The 16677-nt window shown below is 55.9% G+C and carries 16 protein-coding genes and 1 other RNA gene; 13 read left to right on the top strand and 4 right to left on the bottom strand.

The genetic code is table 11. The features are described from left to right. Positions 1-41 precede the first annotated feature (41 nt). The 5 genes from pgk (at position 42) to NR201_RS13500 (ending at position 5076) form a co-directional block, all read left to right on the top strand. The gene (pgk, locus tag NR201_RS13480) at positions 42-1205 is read left to right on the top strand and encodes a phosphoglycerate kinase (protein WP_010248837.1); all 1164 of its coding nucleotides are present in this window, start codon (positions 42-44) and stop codon (positions 1203-1205) included. A 105-nt stretch (positions 1206-1310) separates the two neighbouring features. Continuing rightward, positions 1311-2390: a class II fructose-bisphosphate aldolase gene (fbaA, locus tag NR201_RS13485; protein ID WP_010248835.1), complete on the top strand. Its 1080-nt coding sequence runs from the start codon at positions 1311-1313 to the stop codon at positions 2388-2390. Positions 2391-2580: 190 nt separating this feature from the next. Then, positions 2581-3462, top strand: coding sequence for a small-conductance mechanosensitive channel MscS (mscS, locus tag NR201_RS13490; protein ID WP_167430399.1), 882 nt, complete (start codon positions 2581-2583; stop codon positions 3460-3462). Between the two features lie 124 nt (positions 3463-3586). Beyond that, positions 3587-4210 carry an arginine exporter ArgO gene (gene argO, locus NR201_RS13495; RefSeq protein ID WP_010671062.1) on the top strand — a complete coding sequence of 208 codons (624 nt, stop codon included), beginning with the start codon at positions 3587-3589 and terminating at the stop codon, positions 4208-4210. Positions 4211-4353: 143 nt separating this feature from the next. Then, positions 4354-5076: an oxidative stress defense protein gene (locus NR201_RS13500; RefSeq protein WP_010248826.1), complete on the top strand. Its 723-nt coding sequence runs from the start codon at positions 4354-4356 to the stop codon at positions 5074-5076. Positions 5077-5332: 256 nt separating this feature from the next. Here NR201_RS13500 and NR201_RS13505 read toward each other — a convergent pair whose 3' ends face one another. Beyond that, the gene (locus NR201_RS13505; RefSeq protein ID WP_010248822.1) at positions 5333-6238 is read right to left on the bottom strand and encodes a LysR family transcriptional regulator ArgP; all 906 of its coding nucleotides are present in this window, start codon (positions 6236-6238) and stop codon (positions 5333-5335) included. Positions 6239-6420: 182 nt separating this feature from the next. On the opposite strand from NR201_RS13505, the gene rpiA reads away from it, so the two are divergent. Further along, positions 6421-7080: a ribose-5-phosphate isomerase RpiA gene (gene rpiA / locus NR201_RS13510; RefSeq protein ID WP_010248819.1), complete on the top strand. Its 660-nt coding sequence runs from the start codon at positions 6421-6423 to the stop codon at positions 7078-7080. Positions 7081-7359: 279 nt separating this feature from the next. Then, entirely contained in the window at positions 7360-8598 is a 1239-nt protein-coding gene (serA, locus tag NR201_RS13515) for a phosphoglycerate dehydrogenase (RefSeq protein WP_033780721.1), read from the top strand. A gap of 344 nt (positions 8599-8942) precedes the next feature. Here serA and NR201_RS13520 read toward each other — a convergent pair whose 3' ends face one another. From NR201_RS13520 to zapA, 3 genes are all read right to left on the bottom strand, one after another. Next, positions 8943-9536 (bottom strand): 5-formyltetrahydrofolate cyclo-ligase, encoded by a 594-nt coding sequence (locus NR201_RS13520; RefSeq protein WP_010671060.1) that lies wholly within the window; start codon positions 9534-9536, stop codon positions 8943-8945. 92 nt (positions 9537-9628) lie between these two features. After that, positions 9629-9811: non-coding RNA, 6S RNA (ssrS, locus tag NR201_RS13525), on the bottom strand. A gap of 39 nt (positions 9812-9850) precedes the next feature. Beyond that, positions 9851-10180 carry a cell division protein ZapA gene (gene zapA / locus NR201_RS13530; RefSeq protein ID WP_008925677.1) on the bottom strand — a complete coding sequence of 110 codons (330 nt, stop codon included), beginning with the start codon at positions 10178-10180 and terminating at the stop codon, positions 9851-9853. A 170-nt stretch (positions 10181-10350) separates the two neighbouring features. On the opposite strand from zapA, the gene NR201_RS13535 reads away from it, so the two are divergent. The 6 genes from NR201_RS13535 to gcvH all read left to right on the top strand — a co-directional run bounded on the left by NR201_RS13535 (position 10351) and on the right by gcvH (position 16630). After that, entirely contained in the window at positions 10351-10929 is a 579-nt protein-coding gene (locus NR201_RS13535; protein WP_022623836.1) for a YecA family protein, read from the top strand. Positions 10930-10975: 46 nt separating this feature from the next. Then, the gene (gene pepP / locus NR201_RS13540; RefSeq protein ID WP_256849850.1) at positions 10976-12298 is read left to right on the top strand and encodes a Xaa-Pro aminopeptidase; all 1323 of its coding nucleotides are present in this window, start codon (positions 10976-10978) and stop codon (positions 12296-12298) included. Further along, a complete protein-coding gene (gene ubiH / locus NR201_RS13545) occupies positions 12295-13473 on the top strand; it encodes a 2-octaprenyl-6-methoxyphenyl hydroxylase (protein ID WP_256849851.1) in 1179 nt (392 codons plus the stop codon). The genes pepP and ubiH overlap by 4 nt, the downstream gene beginning before the upstream one ends. A 13-nt stretch (positions 13474-13486) precedes the next feature. After that, complete coding sequence (gene ubiI / locus NR201_RS13550; RefSeq protein WP_010671056.1) at positions 13487-14689, top strand: FAD-dependent 2-octaprenylphenol hydroxylase; 1203 nt, start codon at positions 13487-13489, stop codon at positions 14687-14689. A 433-nt stretch (positions 14690-15122) separates the two neighbouring features. Then, positions 15123-16220, top strand: coding sequence for a glycine cleavage system aminomethyltransferase GcvT (gcvT, locus tag NR201_RS13555; protein ID WP_010248804.1), 1098 nt, complete (start codon positions 15123-15125; stop codon positions 16218-16220). 23 nt (positions 16221-16243) lie between these two features. Continuing rightward, positions 16244-16630 carry a glycine cleavage system protein GcvH gene (gcvH, locus tag NR201_RS13560; protein WP_010248802.1) on the top strand — a complete coding sequence of 129 codons (387 nt, stop codon included), beginning with the start codon at positions 16244-16246 and terminating at the stop codon, positions 16628-16630. The last annotated feature ends 47 nt before the right edge of the window (positions 16631-16677 follow it).

The following is a 16677-nucleotide window of genomic DNA, read 5'->3' on the forward strand; positions in this document are numbered from 1 at the left end:
GCGTCTGGCAAAACTTATGAGAATCAACGAGAGGATTCACCATGTCTGTAATTAAGATGACCGATCTGGATCTGGCTGGTAAACGCGTTCTGATCCGTGCCGATCTGAACGTACCGGTTAAAGAAGGTAAAGTGACGTCTGATGCACGTATCCGTGCTTCTCTGCCAACCATTGAAGCGGCGTTGAAACAGGGCGCGAAAGTAATGGTTACCTCTCACCTGGGTCGTCCGACCGAAGGTGAATACAATGAAGAGTTCTCGCTGCTGCCGGTAGTTAACTACCTGAAAGACAAGCTTAGCGGCACCACCGTGACCCTGGCAAAAGATTACCTCGATGGCGTTGAAGTCGGCGCTGGCGAACTGGTTGTGCTGGAAAACGTTCGCTTTAACAAAGGCGAAAAGAAAGATGACGAAGCGCTGTCTAAAAAATATGCTGCTCTGTGCGACGTATTTGTGATGGACGCCTTTGGTACCGCGCACCGCGCACAGGCTTCTACCCACGGCGTCGGCAAATTTGCCCCTATCGCCTGTGCTGGCCCTCTGCTCTCTGCAGAACTGGAAGCGCTGGGTAAAGTCATGAGCAACCCGGAGCGTCCGCTGGTGGCTGTGGTAGGGGGCTCTAAAGTCTCTACCAAATTTGACGTGCTGCAATCTCTGGTCAAAATCGCGGACACCGTGATTGTGGGCGGCGGCATTGCCAACACCTTCGTCGCTATCGACAACAACGTCGGCAAATCCCTGTATGAGCCAGACTTCGTTGAAGCGGCTAAAGGCCTGCGCGATCAGCACGGCATTCCGGTTCCAACTGATTCACGCGTCGGCACAGAATTCTCTGAAACTGCGACCGCTACCGTGAAAAAGGTTTCGGAAGTTGCGGATAACGAAGAGATTATGGACTTTGGTGATGAAACCGCACAGGCGATGGCTGCCATCCTGAAGGATGCTAAAACCATCCTGTGGAACGGCCCGGTGGGCGTGTTTGAGTTCCCTAATTTCCGTAAAGGCACCGAGATCGTGGCTAACGCCATTGCAGACAGCGATGCCTTCTCTGTTGCAGGCGGCGGCGATACCTTAGCGGCTATCGACCTGTTCGGCATCGAAGACAAAATTTCCTACATCTCTACCGGCGGCGGCGCGTTCCTTGAGTTCGTGGAAGGCAAAAAACTGCCTGCAGTTGCCATGCTGGAAGAGCGTGCGAAGCAGTAATCCTTTGGGGGCGATGCCTGGCGGCATCGCCTGAAGTCTTGCCCGTCTGGGCGTTTAAATCGACGTTCCTCAAGGGGAACAACGGTCACGAAACAGGACACAATCATGTCTAAAATTTTTGATTTCGTAAAACCCGGCGTTGTCACTGGTGATGACGTACAGAAGATCTTCAAAGTTGCGAAAGAGAACAAATTCGCACTGCCAGCCGTAAACTGCGTCGGCACCGACTCCATCAATGCGGCACTGGAAGCAGCGGCGAAAGTTAAAGCGCCAATCATCATCCAGTTCTCTAACGGCGGTGCTGCATTTATCGCGGGTAAAGGCTTCAAAACTGACAAACCACAGGGCGCGGCAATTTTCGGCGCTATCGCGGGTGCGCACCATGTCCACCTGATGGCTGAGCAGTATGGCGTGCCGGTTATCCTGCACACTGACCACTGTGCCAAGAAACTGCTGCCATGGATCGACGGTCTGCTGGACGCAGGTGAAGAGTACTTCCAGAAAAACGGTAAGCCACTCTTCTCTTCTCACATGATCGACCTGTCAGAAGAGTCACTGGAAGAGAACATCGAGATCAGCAGCAAATATCTGGCGCGCATGGCGAAACTCGACATGACGCTGGAAATCGAACTGGGCTGCACCGGTGGTGAAGAAGATGGCGTTGATAACAGCCACATGGACGCATCTGCACTGTACACCCAGCCAGAAGATGTGAACTACGCGTACGAAAAACTGAATGCTATCAGCCCGCGCTTCACCATTGCGGCATCATTCGGTAACGTTCACGGCGTTTACAAGCCAGGTAACGTGAAACTGACCCCAACCATTCTGCGCGATTCGCAGAAATATGTGTGTGAAAAACATGGCCTGCCGCACAACGCGCTGGACTTCGTTTTCCACGGCGGTTCAGGTTCTTCTGCTGCAGAAATCGAAGAGTCTATCAGCTACGGCGTGATCAAGATGAACATCGATACCGATACCCAATGGGCAACCTGGGACGGCATCCTGCAGTACTACAAAAAGAACGAAGGCTATCTGCAGTCGCAGCTGGGTAACCCGGAAGGCGCTGACAAGCCAAACAAAAAATACTACGACCCACGCGTCTGGCTGCGTTCAGCCCAGGCCTCTATGGTGGTGCGTCTGGAGCAGGCTTTCAAAGAGCTTAACGCTGTCGACGTGCTGTAACTGAAGAGTCGTTACCGTACAAAAAAGGCCCGAAAGGGCCTTTTTTTATGCACAATTTCTGGAAAAACAGGGTTAAACGCCGGTCGGTTTGGCGCTTAAGGAGATAATTGATTACCCTTGATGGCAGGGTGTCGGATGTCATCTGGCAGTTTTTTCATTCCCGGTGGGAATCTAACAACAGGGCTTATTAATGGAAGAGTTACACGTCGTCGACGGCTTAAACAACGCAGGTAACTGGCTGGTTCGCAATCAGGCGCTGATCATCAGCTATGCCGTAAATATCGTTGCAGCTATTGCCATCATTATTATCGGGATGATTATCGCCCGTATCATTTCTAATGCCGTAAATCGCCTGCTGCGCGCCCGTCACATAGACGCTACCGTGGCGGACTTCCTCTCCGCACTGGTGCGCTATGGGGTTATCGCCTTCACCGTTATCGCAGCGCTGGGACGCATCGGTGTGCAGACCGCCTCGGTGATTGCCGTGCTGGGTGCTGCGGGTCTGGCCGTGGGTCTGGCGCTGCAGGGGTCACTCTCTAACCTTGCTGCAGGTGTTCTGCTGGTCACCTTCCGTCCGTTTCGCACCGGCGAGTTCGTCGATCTGGGCGGCGTTATGGGAACCGTGCTGCATGTGCAGATTTTCTCCACCACGCTGAGAACGGCAGACGGCAAAATCGTGGTGGTGCCAAACGGCAAGATCATCAGCGGGAACATCGTCAACTTCTCGCGTGAACCGGTTCGCCGTAATGAATTTATCATTGGCGTGGCTTACGAGGCGGATGTGGATGAAGTGATCGCCTTACTGCAACAGGTTGTAGAAGCGGATAGCCGCGTGCTGAAAGATAAAGGTATCCAGATCGGTCTTAACGAACTGGCAGCCTCCTCAATGAACTTTGTGGTGCGTTGCTGGAGCAACAGCGGCGACCTGCAGGACGTTTACTGGGATCTGCTGAAGAACTTTAAGCGTGCGCTGGATGGAAAAGGGATTGGTATTCCTTATCCGCAGATGGATGTGCATCTGCACCGTGTCAGACAGTCGGACGCAACTACGCCAGAGACTCAGCCACAGTAATCTTTCAGTGGGCGGCGTCTGTCGCCCATTCATTTTGCTAATCGCAGATTAATTCTTTCAATTTCCGCTAATCATCCTCTCTCTTTATACTTCTCCTCCTCTAACGATGTGAGGAAATAATCCTGTGTTATCTCTCTATTTTCAGGGGCTTGCCCTGGGCGCCGCGCTGATTCTGCCGCTGGGACCGCAGAACGCTTTTGTGATGAATCAGGGCGTGAAGCGTCAGTATCATCTGATGACGGCGGCCCTCTGCTCGCTGAGTGATATTCTGCTGATCTGCGGTGGGATCTTTGGCGGCAGTGCCTTGCTGAGCCAGTCTCCACTGCTGCTGATGGTGATCACCTGGGCGGGCGTAGCCTTTCTGTTGTGGTATGGCTGGGGCGCACTGCGTAGCGCTTTTCGCGGCGACGCCGATCTGGCGGATGGTGAGCCATTAAAGCAGAGCAGGGGACGCATTATCGCGACGCTGCTGGCAGTGACCTGGCTCAATCCGCACGTCTATCTCGATACCTTTGTGGTGCTGGGCAGTCTTGGCGGTCAGTTGCCGACCACCACCGCGCGTCAGTGGTTTGCGCTGGGCACCATCAGTGCGTCGATCCTGTGGTTCTTCGGTCTGGCGCTGCTGGCCGCCTGGCTGTCACCACGCCTGCGCACCGCCAAAGCCCAGCGCATCATTAACCTGCTGGTAGGCGCGGTGATGTGGTTTATCGCCCTGCAACTGGCGCGCCAGGGCATTGCCGGATTTTGATCCCAACGTCGATCCGGTGCGGTTATTGCCGCGCGGAGGCCGAACTTTTGCCATAATGACCACTCAAAGCATGGCGCATACCGATGCGCTGTTGGGCTTCGCCGGTTGGAAGCCGTCATAGTACCTTTTCAAGGAGGACTTTCATGAAACTGAAAGCATTGGCTCTGGCCGCAATCATGAGCGCCGGGGCATTGCCTGGCGTACACGCTGATGAGTTACCGAACGGGCCACACGTGGTGACCTCAGGCAAGGCAACGGTCGATGCCCGTCCCGATATCGCCACGCTCTCTATCGTTGTGAACGTGTCGTCAAAAGATGCCGCAGATGCGAAAAAGCAGGCGGATAGCCGGGTTGCACAATATTTCGATTTTCTGCAGAAAAACGGCATTGAGAAGAAAGATATTGATGCGGCAAACCTGAGCACCCAGCCTGAGTACGATTACACCAAAGAGGGTAAATCCGTCCTGAAAGGTTACCGTGCGGTGCGTCAGGTGCAGGTAACCCTGCGTCAGCTGGACAAGCTGAATGATCTGCTGGACGGGGCGCTGAAGTCCGGTCTGAATGAGGTGCGTAGCGTCGAGTTAGGCGTGGCAAATCCGGAGAGTTACAAAGAGCAGGCGCGTAAAGCAGCGATTAAAAATGCGACGCAGCAGGCATCACAGTTGGCTGAAGGCTTTAACGCCAAGCTGGGTTCGATCTACAGCATTCGTTATCAGGTCGCTAACTATCAGCCGATGCCGATGAACCGTATGTATAAAGCGGCTGCAGCGGCAGATACCTCGGCGCAGGAGACCTACGATCAGCAGAGCATCAACTTTGACGATCAGGTTGATGTGGTGTTTGAGATCAAGCCCAATACGCCATAGTGCAAAACGGGGATGATGCCCCGTTAAGACTGCCGATGAATCTCAGGATCTGACCGCAATGAATAAATTCAAAGCGAAGGGAACATGGTCAGAGGAGGAAAGCGTCCCGCGCCATGGACGGCGCGGGCCGAGCGGCCAGGGATTGGCTTAAGCGCCTTTCCGATCTGACCTTGTTCCCTGAGCCAATCCATCCTTACAGCCGTTCGGGGCATAATTTGTCAGCAGTCAAAACGGGGCTTTCGCCCCGTTTTTGTTTTCAGGCTGCGACGTCATCCTGACGCAGCACCCGATGTCCATGCGCAATCAGCGCATCGGTCACCCGACGCATTAACCGGCTTTCCGGCGCAAAACGATGCCAGTAGAGCATCCGGCGCTGACACAAGCCTGGCGTCAGATCTATTAACTCACCGCTCGCCAGCTCACGCTCAATCTGCAGATGCGGGATCATACAGCAGGTTGAACCCTGTCGCGCCATCTGCACGAAGGCTTCAGAGGAGTTCACGATGTGGCAGGGCACACTGCCAGGTGAGAGATCAAAGTTCTGTTGCAGGAAGGCCTGATGCATATCATCAAGATGGTCAAACGCCACCGCAGGCGCTTTCAGCAGGGCAGAGCGGGTGACGCCGTTGGGGAAGAAGCGATCGGCAAAGTCGCGCGACGCTACAAACAGGTAGTCGAGCGCACCGAGCTGATCCACCAGGCAACTGGGCAGCGGCTGCGGCTGAATACTCACCGCACCCACCACTTCACCACGACGCAGACGCTCCTGGGTGCGGGTTTCATCTTCGACCTGCAGATTCAGGCGTACAGGGGAATCTGCCAGCACATCTTTCAGCGCAGGCAGCAGCCAGGTCGCCAGACTGTCGGCATTGACCGCCAGCGACAGCAGCAGTGGCGTGGTGCCACTGTTCTCATCGCCCAGCCACTCCTCTTCCAGCAGTTCCACCTGGTGCAGCAACGCCAGCAGTTTCTGACCCTGTTCGGTCGGACGTGGTGGCACGGTTCGCACCAGCAGCGGCTGACCAAACAGATTCTCCAGCTGCTTGATACGCTGTGAAACCGCTGACTGGGTGATACATAATTTTTGAGCGGCACGCTCAAATCCGCGTTCGCGGATCACTGAATCCAGCGCCTGAAGCGTTCGATAATCCGGGCGTTTCATTATTCTTCTCTCTCCTTCAGGATGGATGTCACTATGCCACAAAAGTATCACCTGTGATGGCTCTCTTGTTTTTTGTGGGCTGGCTTCCAAAGCGATAAATCCACGTCGGTCAGCCGAGCATTTTCAGCAAGCCTTGTTTTATACTACGCGCACTTCGTTGTCGCACAGGTTTTAAACATACCATGACCCAGGATGAACTGAAAAAAGCCGTTGGCTGGGCTGCACTTGAGTACGTGCAGCCGGGCACCGTTGTTGGTGTGGGCACCGGATCCACCGCTGCCCACTTTATCGATGCGCTTGCCACGGTCAGGCATCAGATTGAAGGTGCCGTCTCCAGCTCGGATGCCTCAACCCAGAAGCTGAAGAGCCTGGGTATTCAGGTGTTCGACCTGAACGAGATTGACCTGCTGTCGGTGTACGTAGATGGCGCGGATGAGATCAACCCACAGATGCAGATGATCAAAGGCGGCGGCGCGGCGCTGACGCGCGAAAAGATCGTGGCCGCCGTGGCTGAAACCTTTATCTGTATCGCTGACGCTTCAAAAGAGGTCGATGTGCTGGGCCGTTTCCCGCTGCCGGTCGAGGTGATCCCGATGGCGCGCAGTTATGTGGCGCGTCAGCTGGTGAAAATGGGCGGCTTGCCTGAGTATCGTCAGAACGTGGTCACCGATAACGGCAACATTATTCTCGATGTGCATAATTTGCGCATTCTCGATCCCATTGAGCTGGAAAAAACCATCAACGCCTTGCCTGGCGTCGTTACCGTGGGCCTTTTTGCCGCGCGTGGTGCCGATATTGCACTGATTGGCGGGCCTGATGGCGTGAAAACCATCAAAAAATGATCTGTCCGGCGTCGATGCGGCGTCGGTTATTTCTGCCTGCAAATCATCTTTTCTCGCTGCGGTGAAATTTGGTGACTTATGTCACATAACCGTCATCGGCAGCGGGTTCGTTCTCTCTTCCAGTCCGACCTCCTTATTTTGTCCGGCAATGTGCTGCCGTCAGCCGCTGCCGTGCTGGCGGCCGGGCAATCGTTTGTATTGCCCGACGCGATTTTTTTGATATTTTGACAGAAGGCTGGCTTATGGTAGTCCTCATTGAATGCTGAATAGGATCGGGAAATGGCAAAGGTATCACTGGAAAAAGATAAGATTAAGTTCCTGCTGGTGGAAGGTGTCCATCAGAGCGCGCTGGAGAACCTGCGGGCTGCAGGCTATACCAACATCGAATTCCATAAGGGCGCACTGGACTCCGACGCGTTAAAAGCATCGATCCGTGATGCACACTTTATTGGTATCCGTTCCCGCTCCCAGCTCACTGAAGAGATTTTTGCGGCGGCTGAAAAGCTGGTCGCCGTTGGCTGTTTCTGTATCGGCACCAACCAGGTTGATCTGCAGGCGGCTGCCAGCCGGGGTATTCCCGTGTTCAATGCGCCGTTCTCAAATACCCGCTCGGTTGCGGAGCTGGTGATTGGTGAGATGCTGCTGATGCTGCGTGGCATCCCGGAAGCGAATGCGAAAGCACACCGTGGCATCTGGAATAAGATTGCCAAAGGCTCATTTGAAGCGCGTGGCAAAAAACTGGGTATTATCGGTTACGGCCACATCGGAATGCAGCTGGGCGTGCTGGCAGAAAGCCTGGGTATGCATGTTTTCTTTTACGACATTGAAAACAAGCTGCCGCTGGGTAATGCCACGCAGGTACGCCATCTGGCCGATCTCCTCAACATGAGCGATGTGGTCAGCCTGCACGTGCCGGAAACCGTCTCTACACAGGATATGATTGGTGCAGAGCAGCTGGCGCAGATGAAGCCTGGCGCGCTGCTGATTAACGCCTCACGCGGCACGGTGGTGGATATCCCGGCGCTGTGCGATGCGCTGGCCAGCAAGCAGGTGGGTGGCGCAGCCATCGACGTCTTCCCGAGCGAGCCAGCTACCAACAGCGAGCCGTTTATCTCTCCACTGAGTGAGTTCGACAACGTGATCCTGACGCCGCACATTGGCGGCTCGACGGAAGAAGCGCAGGAGAACATCGGCATTGAAGTGGCGGGCAAGCTGGCGAAATACTCCGATAACGGCTCGACTCTCTCGGCTGTTAACTTCCCTGAAGTGTCACTGCCGATTCACGGTATCAGCGCCAGTCGTCTGCTGCATATCCATGAGAACCGCCCTGGCGTGCTGACGGCCATCAACCAGATTTTTGCCGAGCAGGGCATCAACATCGCCGCCCAGTATCTGCAAACCTCGCCGTTTATGGGCTATGTGGTGATCGACATTGATGCAGAGCCGGAAGTGGCTGAGAACGCGCTGCAACTGATGAAGGCGATTCCGGGTACCATCCGCGCCCGTCTGCTTTACTAAGCGCTACCAACCTGAACAGGCGCTTAGTCGCGTCTCTTCAGGTAGTTAATACAGGCTGTCCCCATTTGCTGTAAGACCGAGACTGCGAAGGGAACACGGTCAGATCGGAAAGATGCAAAAGCCGCCATCCATGGCATGCCCGGCCCGCGCGATTACGCACCTCATCCCTGAGGTGCGCCCGTAACCGGGCCAACGCGTTGCGTTGTTTAAAAACGCTCCCGGCGTTTTTATCCGGGCGGCGGGACGCTTTCCTCTTCTGACCATGTTCCCTGCGCGTTAAGCTATTTCATTGCTGCCAGATGCGCCCAGGTATGGGTTTTCACTTGTCTGCAAAAGCGACTCTTCTACTCCCACTGCCAGAGTTTTGATGGCGTCATTACCGCCGGCAAAGGCACATCCCATTCTGCCACCGGCAGGCTATCGACCTGCTGACAATCGTGTGCCAGGCCCACCGGCAAAAAACCGTGCTGCCGCCAGTTCTGCAGGGTGCGATCGTAGAAGCCGCCGCCCATCCCCAGACGCTGTCCATGCTGATCAAATGCCACCAGCGGCACCATCATCAGATCCAGTTGATCAAGCGTGATCACCTGCCGGATATCCAGCGGCGGTTCAGGAATGCGCAGCTTATTTTTGAGCAATGGAGTATCGGGCGAGTAGCGCAGAAACAACAAATTACCGGGGGAGAAGGGGTGTAAAACCGGCAGACAGACCGTTTTCTTCAAATGCCAGAGGCGGGCAATCAGCGGGCGGGTATTCAGTTCGCCATCCACCGACAGAAACAGGGCGATATTGCGCGCTTCAGTCACCGGGGCGTAGTTGAGCGCATGTTCAGCGAGCTGCTCAGCGGCCTGCGTTTGCTGCTCATCGGTAAGTGCCCGTCGCAGATGTCGCACATGCTGGCGAATCGCCTGACGCTGGGTCATTGAAGGTTCAGACATGGAAGGTTCAGACATGATTTCCCCGCCGGATAAGTCGCTGTTGAGCGACTATAACATGTCAGTCAGGGGAAAAAAGCAGGACTACAGGAAGAGAGATCTCCGAGATGCCGCCGTAGGCTGTAACCCTTGAACCCTTGGTTCAAGGTGAACATGCCGTCATAACCATCAGGCTTCTCGGACGAACCGAGCATGCACACAGGTTACGAGCGTCACATTCTGTTTTTTCGAAATATCGGCTCAGGGGACTGGCCCACATGCAAACATCTCAGAGAAAATTTACCTCACCGTTACTTAAGTATAGCAACCATGAAGTTTTATTCGAACTTCGCACCCTCACGCTCAGAGATGCGACCCTGCTCAACTAATGCCTGTTCAATCGTCTGCTGCAACATACGGATACGCTGTTCCATATTAGCAGCATAATCGCGCGTTTTCACTTTCTCTTGCGCCAGCTCGTGGCAGACGTTTAACGCGGCGATGAACACCAGTTGTTCTGTATTGGTGACTCTAGTGCGAACTTTTAGATCTTGCAACCGTTGATTGAGATCTTCAGCCGCGCTATTGAGCGCATCTTGCTGCTCTGGCGGACAATTTACTCTCAACGAACGACCAAAAATTTGTAAATCTACCGGTTGTGCAGACATGCCACCTTCCTGACTGATTACTTCGCTCGCAACTCCCTTAGCAGTCAATGGCTTGGGAGGCGGGCAACTATATAGACCCACGAAATAAGATACAACCCCTTTTCTGGAAACCTTGAGGCAGCTAGTGGTAGCATAACACGAACTTATTCTGCCAACGACGATGAAAACTTATGTCCTTACAGAACGCAACCCCCGATTACAACGCGCTCGCGGCGGTGCTCTCACAGCAGGGCGTAGGAATGACGCCCGCAGAAATGCACGGCCTGCTGAGCGGGATCCTCTGCGGTGGGAACCAGGACACCAGCTGGAAGACGCTGGTACACGATCTGGCTAACGAAGGCATGGCGTTTTCACACACTCTTGCCGTGCCGCTGGCGGAGCTACACGAGCATACGGCGACTACGCTGGAAGATGAAGGCTTCCTGTTTCAGCTGCTGCTGCCTGCTGACGACGACATCACCGTCTTTGACCGTGCCGACGCGCTGGCGGGCTGGGTTAACCATTTTCTGCTCGGCCTGGGCGTAACACAGCCTAAACTGGATAAAGTGACCGGCGAAACCGGCGAAGCAATCGATGATCTGCGCACTATCGCACAGCTCGGTTACGAAGAAGATGAAGACCAGGAGGAGCTGGAGCAGTCGCTGGAGGAGGTGATTGAGTATGTACGTGTCGCCGCGCTGCTGTGCCACGATACGTTCACCCGCCCGCAGCCAACCGCGCCAGAAGTGCAAAAACCGACGCTACACTAATTTCAGGTCAACGAGTTTAACCGGTCAGTTTACAGGGAGTGCAGAGATGATTTCACTGGAACGATTCCTGCAGCGTCGTCAGGCGCTGCTGGCGAAGATGGTGCCTGGCAGCGCAGCGTTAATCTTTGCTGCGCCAGAAGTGATGCGCAGTAATGACACCGAATATCCGTTCCGCCAGAGCAGCGACTTCTGGTATTTCACCGGTTTTAACGAGCCGCAGGCGTTGCTGGTGCTGATCAAAAGCGATGAGAATCATAACCACAGCGTGTTGTTTAATCGCGTGCGCGATCCTGCGGCGGAAACCTGGTCTGGCCGTCGCCTGGGTCAGGAGGCCGCACCCGACAAACTGGGCGTCGATCGTGCTTTACCCTGGAATGATATTGGTGACCAGCTACACCTGCTGCTGAATGGCCTGGATGTGGTTTACCATGCGCAGGGCGAATATGCCCACGCGGACACACTGGTGTTCAGCGCGCTGGATAAGCTACGTCGCGGCTTCCGCCAGCATCTCAGTGCGCCCGATACCCTCACTGACTGGCGTCCCTGGGTGCATGAGATGCGCCTGTTTAAAGATGCGGATGAGATTGAACTGTTACGTCGCGCCGGGAAAATCAGTGCACTGGCGCATACCCGCGCCATGCAAGCCTGTCGGCCAGGCCTGTTCGAGTATCAGCTCGAAGGGGAAATTCAGCACGAATTTAACCGTCACGGCGCGCGTTTTCCCTCCTATAACACCATTGTGGGTGCCGGAGTTAACGGCTGCATTCTGCACTACACCGAAAACGAAAGCGAAATGCGCGACGGCGATCTGGTGCTGATCGATGCAGGCTGTGAGTTCCACGGCTATGCAGGCGATATCACCCGCACCTTCCCGGTTAACGGCAAATTCAGCCCGGCGCAGCGCGCGATTTATGACATCGTGCTGGCTTGCCTCAACCGCTCGCTTGAACTGTTCCGGCCGGGCATCAGCATTCGTGAAGTGAATGATGAAGTGGTGCGTATCATGGTCACCGGGCTGGTGGAGCTGGGCATCCTGGAGGGCGACGTCGATACATTGATCGCCGAGGAAGTCCATCGTCAGTTCTATATGCATGGCCTGGGCCACTGGCTGGGGCTGAATGTGCATGATGTCGGCCACTACGGCACCCCGAGCCGCGACCGCGTACTGGAACCGGGCATGGTGTTAACCGTCGAGCCGGGTCTTTATATCGCACCGGATGCCGACGTGCCCGCGCAGTATCGCGGCATTGGTATCCGAATCGAAGATGACATTGTGATCACTGAAGATGGCATTGAAAATCTCACCGACAGCGTCGTGAAAGAGGCGGATGAGATTGAAGCACTGATGGCGGCGGCAAAACAGGCATGACGATTCTGATTGCCGGTGGCGGCATGACCGGGGCGACGCTGGCGCTGGCGATCTCCCATCTGACCCAGGGCACACTGCCGGTAACGCTGATTGAAAGCAGCGAGCCTGGCAGTCGGGCGCATCCCGGTTTCGATGGCCGCGCTATTGCGCTCTCTGCCGGTACCTGCCAGCAGCTTGCGGACATCAATCTGTGGCAGCACATCGCCCGTTGTGCCACGCCGATTACCGACATTCATGTCTCCGATCGCGGTCACGCTGGTTTTGTGTCGCTGGCGGCGGCTGACTACGCTATTCCGGCGCTGGGACAGGTTGTCGAGCTGTTTGACGTCGGTCAGCGTCTGTTTGCGGAACTGAAAAAAGCACCCGGCGTAACGCTGCGCTGTCCGGCTCGTGTCATCCAGGCTAACCGCCATGAGCAGCAGGTTAAGGTGACGCTGGACAGTGGCGAACAACTCAGCGGCAAACTGCTGGTGGCGGCGGATGGCACGCGCTCTGCGCTGGCGGCTTCGTGCGGCATTCAGTGGCAAAGAGAAGACTATCAACAGCTTGCCGTGATTGCCAATGTCTCCACCGCGCTGCCCCATCAGGGCCGGGCATTTGAACGTTTTACCGAACATGGCCCGCTGGCGCTGTTGCCGATGTCCGGCAATCGCCTGTCGCTGGTCTGGTGTCATCCGGTTTCACAGCGTGAACGCATTGAGCAGTGGAGCGAGGCTGAATTCCTCAGCCAGCTGCAGCGTGCCTTTGGCTGGCGGCTGGGTAAATTCACCCACACCGGCCAGCGTGAGTATTACCCGCTGGCGCTGCACCGGGCGATGTCGCCAGTGACGCATCGCGTGGCGGTGGTGGGCAATGCGGCGCAGACGCTGCATCCGATTGCCGGGCAGGGCTTCAACCTGGGCCTGCGCGATGTGATGTCGCTGGCTGAAACGCTGGCAGCCGCCCATCGGCAGCAGCAGGACCCCGGCAGCTATGCGGTGCTGCATCATTACCAGCAGCGTCGTCAGGCCGATCGCGCCGCCACCATCGGTATCACCGACGGACTGGTTCGCGTCTTTGCGAATCGCTATGGCCCGCTGGTGGCAGGACGTAACCTGGGCCTGCTGGCGATGGATCATCTGCCGTGGTTAAGAAATCAACTGGCTGAGCGCACGCTTGGCTGGGTTAAGCGTTAATAAAGAGGCTCAGATGCAAACTTTTGATGTGGTGATTGCCGGTGGCGGTATGGTGGGACTGGCGGTGGCCTGCGGCTTGCAGGGCAGCGGACTGCGCATCGCCGTACTGGAAAAATCACCGGAGCCACCGCTGGCGCTGAGTGCGTCACCGTCAGTTCGCGTGTCGGCAATCAATGCCGCCAGCGAACGGCTGCTGCAGAAGCTGGATGTCTGGTCGACCATTCTCTCGCTGCGCGCCAGCGCTTATCACGGCATGGAAGTGTGGGATAAGGACAGTTTCGGCTCCATCGCCTTTGATGATGAGCAGCAGGGCCTGTCGCATCTGGGCCATATCATCGAAAACCCGGTGATCCACAATGCGCTCTGGCAACGTGCCAGCGCCTGCAGCGACGTGACGATTATGGCACCCTCGCAGTTACAGCAGGTCGCGTTTGGTGACAACGAAGCCTTTGTTACCCTGCAGGATGGCAGCATGCTAAGTGCGCGATTAATGATTGCCGCTGACGGCGCTAACTCCTGGCTGCGCAACAAAGCCGATATCCCGCTGACCTTCTGGGATTACGATCACCATGCGTTAGTGGCAAACGTCCGCACTGAGAAGCCGCACGACGCGGTAGCGCGCCAGGTGTTCCACGGCGACGGCATTCTGGCTTTCCTGCCGATGCAGGATCCCCATCTCAGTTCCATCGTCTGGTCGCTCTCGCCGCAGGAAGCGAGCCGTCTGGAAACCATGCCGGAAGCGCTGTTCAATCAGCAGCTCTCGGTGGCGTTTGATATGCGGCTCGGCCTGTGCCAGCTGGAAAGCGAGCGCAAATCGTTTCCGCTGGTGGCGCGCTATGCCCGCAACTTCGCGGCACACCGTCTGGCGCTGGTGGGCGATGCGGCTCACACCATTCATCCGCTGGCGGGTCAGGGCGTTAACCTTGGGTTTATGGATGCCGCCGAGCTGATCGGTGAGATTCGCCGTCTGCATCAGCAGGGCAAAGATATTGGTCAGCACCTCTATCTGCGACGCTATGAGCGCAGCCGTAAGCACAGCGCAGCGATGATGCTGGCGGGAATGCAGGGCTTCCGTGAAATGTTCGCAGGCAATAATCCGGCGAAAAAATTGCTGCGCGACGTGGGTCTGAAACTGGCTGACCGCCTGCCGGGTGTTAAACCCATGATGCTGAAGCAGGCGATGGGCCTGAATGATCTGCCCGCCTGGCTACGCTAAATTCGCCCTTCTGATAAGCCAGCTTCTGCTGGCTTTTTTTATGCCTGACACCGCTCTGCACCACAAAAAGGCAACGCTGCACCAGCAGAGGTCTTCGTTTGATTTATTCTAATTTTGCGGGCGAATTCGCATTACTTTTTCTCATTATTCTGTCCGCTGGGCGCGGGATTTTTTTTAACATCCTGAATGCCATCCCGCATAAATTTGCTGCGTATATTTAAATTCCCTGCATTTATTGCGCGATTAATCACAAAATTGCAGTTTTATATCCTGTTAGCAGCCGTTCCTGGTTAGGCTGTGCCTCTGCTTTCGACCCCGGTTTGCTTATGGTTAATCGTCAGATTCGGTGGTAACGTCAGCCCTAAGAGAACGTTTGCGTCGGCACTGAATTCCGGCGCACTTTTGCACTTACTCGCTTCTGCACAGGATGGTTATGACTCAGCAAACACCTCTGTTTGAACAGCATCAGGCCTGCGGTGCCCGCATGGTGGATTTTCATGGCTGGATGATGCCGCTGCACTATGGCTCCCAGATGGATGAACATCATGTGGTGCGCACCGACGCCGGTATGTTTGATGTCTCTCACATGACCATCGTCGACCTGACAGGCCCGCGTACCCGTGAATTCCTGCGCTACCTGCTGGCAAATGATGTGGCAAAACTGACCCAGCCAGGCAAAGCGCTCTACACCGGGATGCTGAATGCCTCGGGTGGCGTCATTGACGATTTGATTGTTTACTTTATGAGCGAAGAGTTCTTCCGCCTGGTGGTGAACTCTGCCACCCGTGAAAACGATCTCGCCTGGATCACGCAACACGCGCAGGGCTATGGCATTACGCTGACGGAACGCGACGACCTGGCGCTGATTGCCGTGCAGGGTCCGCAGGCGCAGCAGAAGGCACAGACGCTGTTCAGCGAGGAGCAGCGTCAGGCTGTTGCCGGCATGAAGCCATTTTTCGGCGTGCAGTCAGGTGACCTGTTTATCGCCACCACCGGCTATACCGGCGAAGCGGGATATGAGATTGCTATGCCCGCAGAGGAGGCGGCCGATTTCTGGCAGCGTCTGCTGGCTGCTGGCGTTAAACCTGCCGGACTGGGCGCACGTGACACGCTGCGTCTGGAAGCGGGTATGAATCTGTATGGTCAGGAGATGGATGAAGGCGTTTCACCGCTGGCTGCCAACATGGGCTGGACGGTCTGCTGGGAACCTGCTGACCGCGATTTCATCGGCCGGGAAGCGCTGGAACTGCAGCGTGAACGCGGTACCGAAAAGCTGGTGGGGCTGATCCTCACAGAAAAAGGGGTGCTGCGTAACGGCTTGCCGGTGCGTTTCACCGATGACCAGGGGCAGCCGCAGGAGGGGATCATCACCAGTGGCTCTTTCTCACCGACGCTGGGTTGCAGCATCGCCCTGGCGCGCGTACCGGCCTCAGTCGGCAGCACCGCCATCGTTGAGATCCGTAACCGCCAGATGCCGGTCCAGGTTACCCGTCCCGTTTTTGTCCGCGCCGGTAAACCGGTCGCTCAGTAAATTTTATTCAGGAGAAATGGCCAATGAGCAATGTGCCGAATACGTTGAAGTACCGCGACAGCCACGAGTGGGTGCGCAAAGAAGAAGATGGCAGCTACACCGTGGGTATCACTGAACACGCGCAGGAGCTACTGGGCGACATGGTGTTTGTCGATCTGCCGGAAGTGGGCGCGACGTTTGCCGCTGGTGAAGAGTGCGCGGTCGCGGAATCCGTTAAAGCGGCTTCAGATATCTATGCGCCGATCAGCGGTGAGATTGTGGCGGTCAACGAAGCACTGACTGACTCACCGGAGCAGGTCAACAGCGAGCCTTATGAAGGCGGCTGGTTATTCAAAATTAAAGCCAGCGACGCGTCTGAAATCGACACGCTGCTGGATGCGGATGCTTACAAAGCCTCCATCGACGAGTAGTCGTCAGGCGGCCTCACACAGAGGCCGCAGATTTATGTTTGCTCTCC

This window comes from Pantoea sp. Fr-CA_6, from assembly GCF_024520895.1.
GTDB lineage: Bacteria > Pseudomonadota > Gammaproteobacteria > Enterobacterales > Enterobacteriaceae > Pantoea > Pantoea agglomerans.

What these genes read in the sequence shown, in the direction of transcription:
- pgk (WP_010248837.1), top strand. Translation starts at nt 42, where the DNA reads ATGTCTGTAATTAAGATGACCGATCTGGATCTGGCTGGTAAACGCGTT.
- fbaA (WP_010248835.1), top strand. Translation starts at nt 1,311, where the DNA reads ATGTCTAAAATTTTTGATTTCGTAAAACCCGGCGTTGTCACTGGTGAT.
- mscS (WP_167430399.1), top strand. Translation starts at nt 2,581, where the DNA reads ATGGAAGAGTTACACGTCGTCGACGGCTTAAACAACGCAGGTAACTGG.
- NR201_RS13500 (WP_010248826.1), top strand. Translation starts at nt 4,354, where the DNA reads ATGAAACTGAAAGCATTGGCTCTGGCCGCAATCATGAGCGCCGGGGCA.
- NR201_RS13505 (WP_010248822.1), bottom strand. Translation starts at nt 6,238, where the DNA reads ATGAAACGCCCGGATTATCGAACGCTTCAGGCGCTGGATTCAGTGATC.
- rpiA (WP_010248819.1), top strand. Translation starts at nt 6,421, where the DNA reads ATGACCCAGGATGAACTGAAAAAAGCCGTTGGCTGGGCTGCACTTGAG.
- serA (WP_033780721.1), top strand. Translation starts at nt 7,360, where the DNA reads ATGGCAAAGGTATCACTGGAAAAAGATAAGATTAAGTTCCTGCTGGTG.
- NR201_RS13520 (WP_010671060.1), bottom strand. Translation starts at nt 9,536, where the DNA reads ATGTCTGAACCTTCAATGACCCAGCGTCAGGCGATTCGCCAGCATGTG.
- zapA (WP_008925677.1), bottom strand. Translation starts at nt 10,180, where the DNA reads ATGTCTGCACAACCGGTAGATTTACAAATTTTTGGTCGTTCGTTGAGA.
- NR201_RS13535 (WP_022623836.1), top strand. Translation starts at nt 10,351, where the DNA reads ATGTCCTTACAGAACGCAACCCCCGATTACAACGCGCTCGCGGCGGTG.
- pepP (WP_256849850.1), top strand. Translation starts at nt 10,976, where the DNA reads ATGATTTCACTGGAACGATTCCTGCAGCGTCGTCAGGCGCTGCTGGCG.
- ubiH (WP_256849851.1), top strand. Translation starts at nt 12,295, where the DNA reads ATGACGATTCTGATTGCCGGTGGCGGCATGACCGGGGCGACGCTGGCG.
- ubiI (WP_010671056.1), top strand. Translation starts at nt 13,487, where the DNA reads ATGCAAACTTTTGATGTGGTGATTGCCGGTGGCGGTATGGTGGGACTG.
- gcvT (WP_010248804.1), top strand. Translation starts at nt 15,123, where the DNA reads ATGACTCAGCAAACACCTCTGTTTGAACAGCATCAGGCCTGCGGTGCC.
- gcvH (WP_010248802.1), top strand. Translation starts at nt 16,244, where the DNA reads ATGAGCAATGTGCCGAATACGTTGAAGTACCGCGACAGCCACGAGTGG.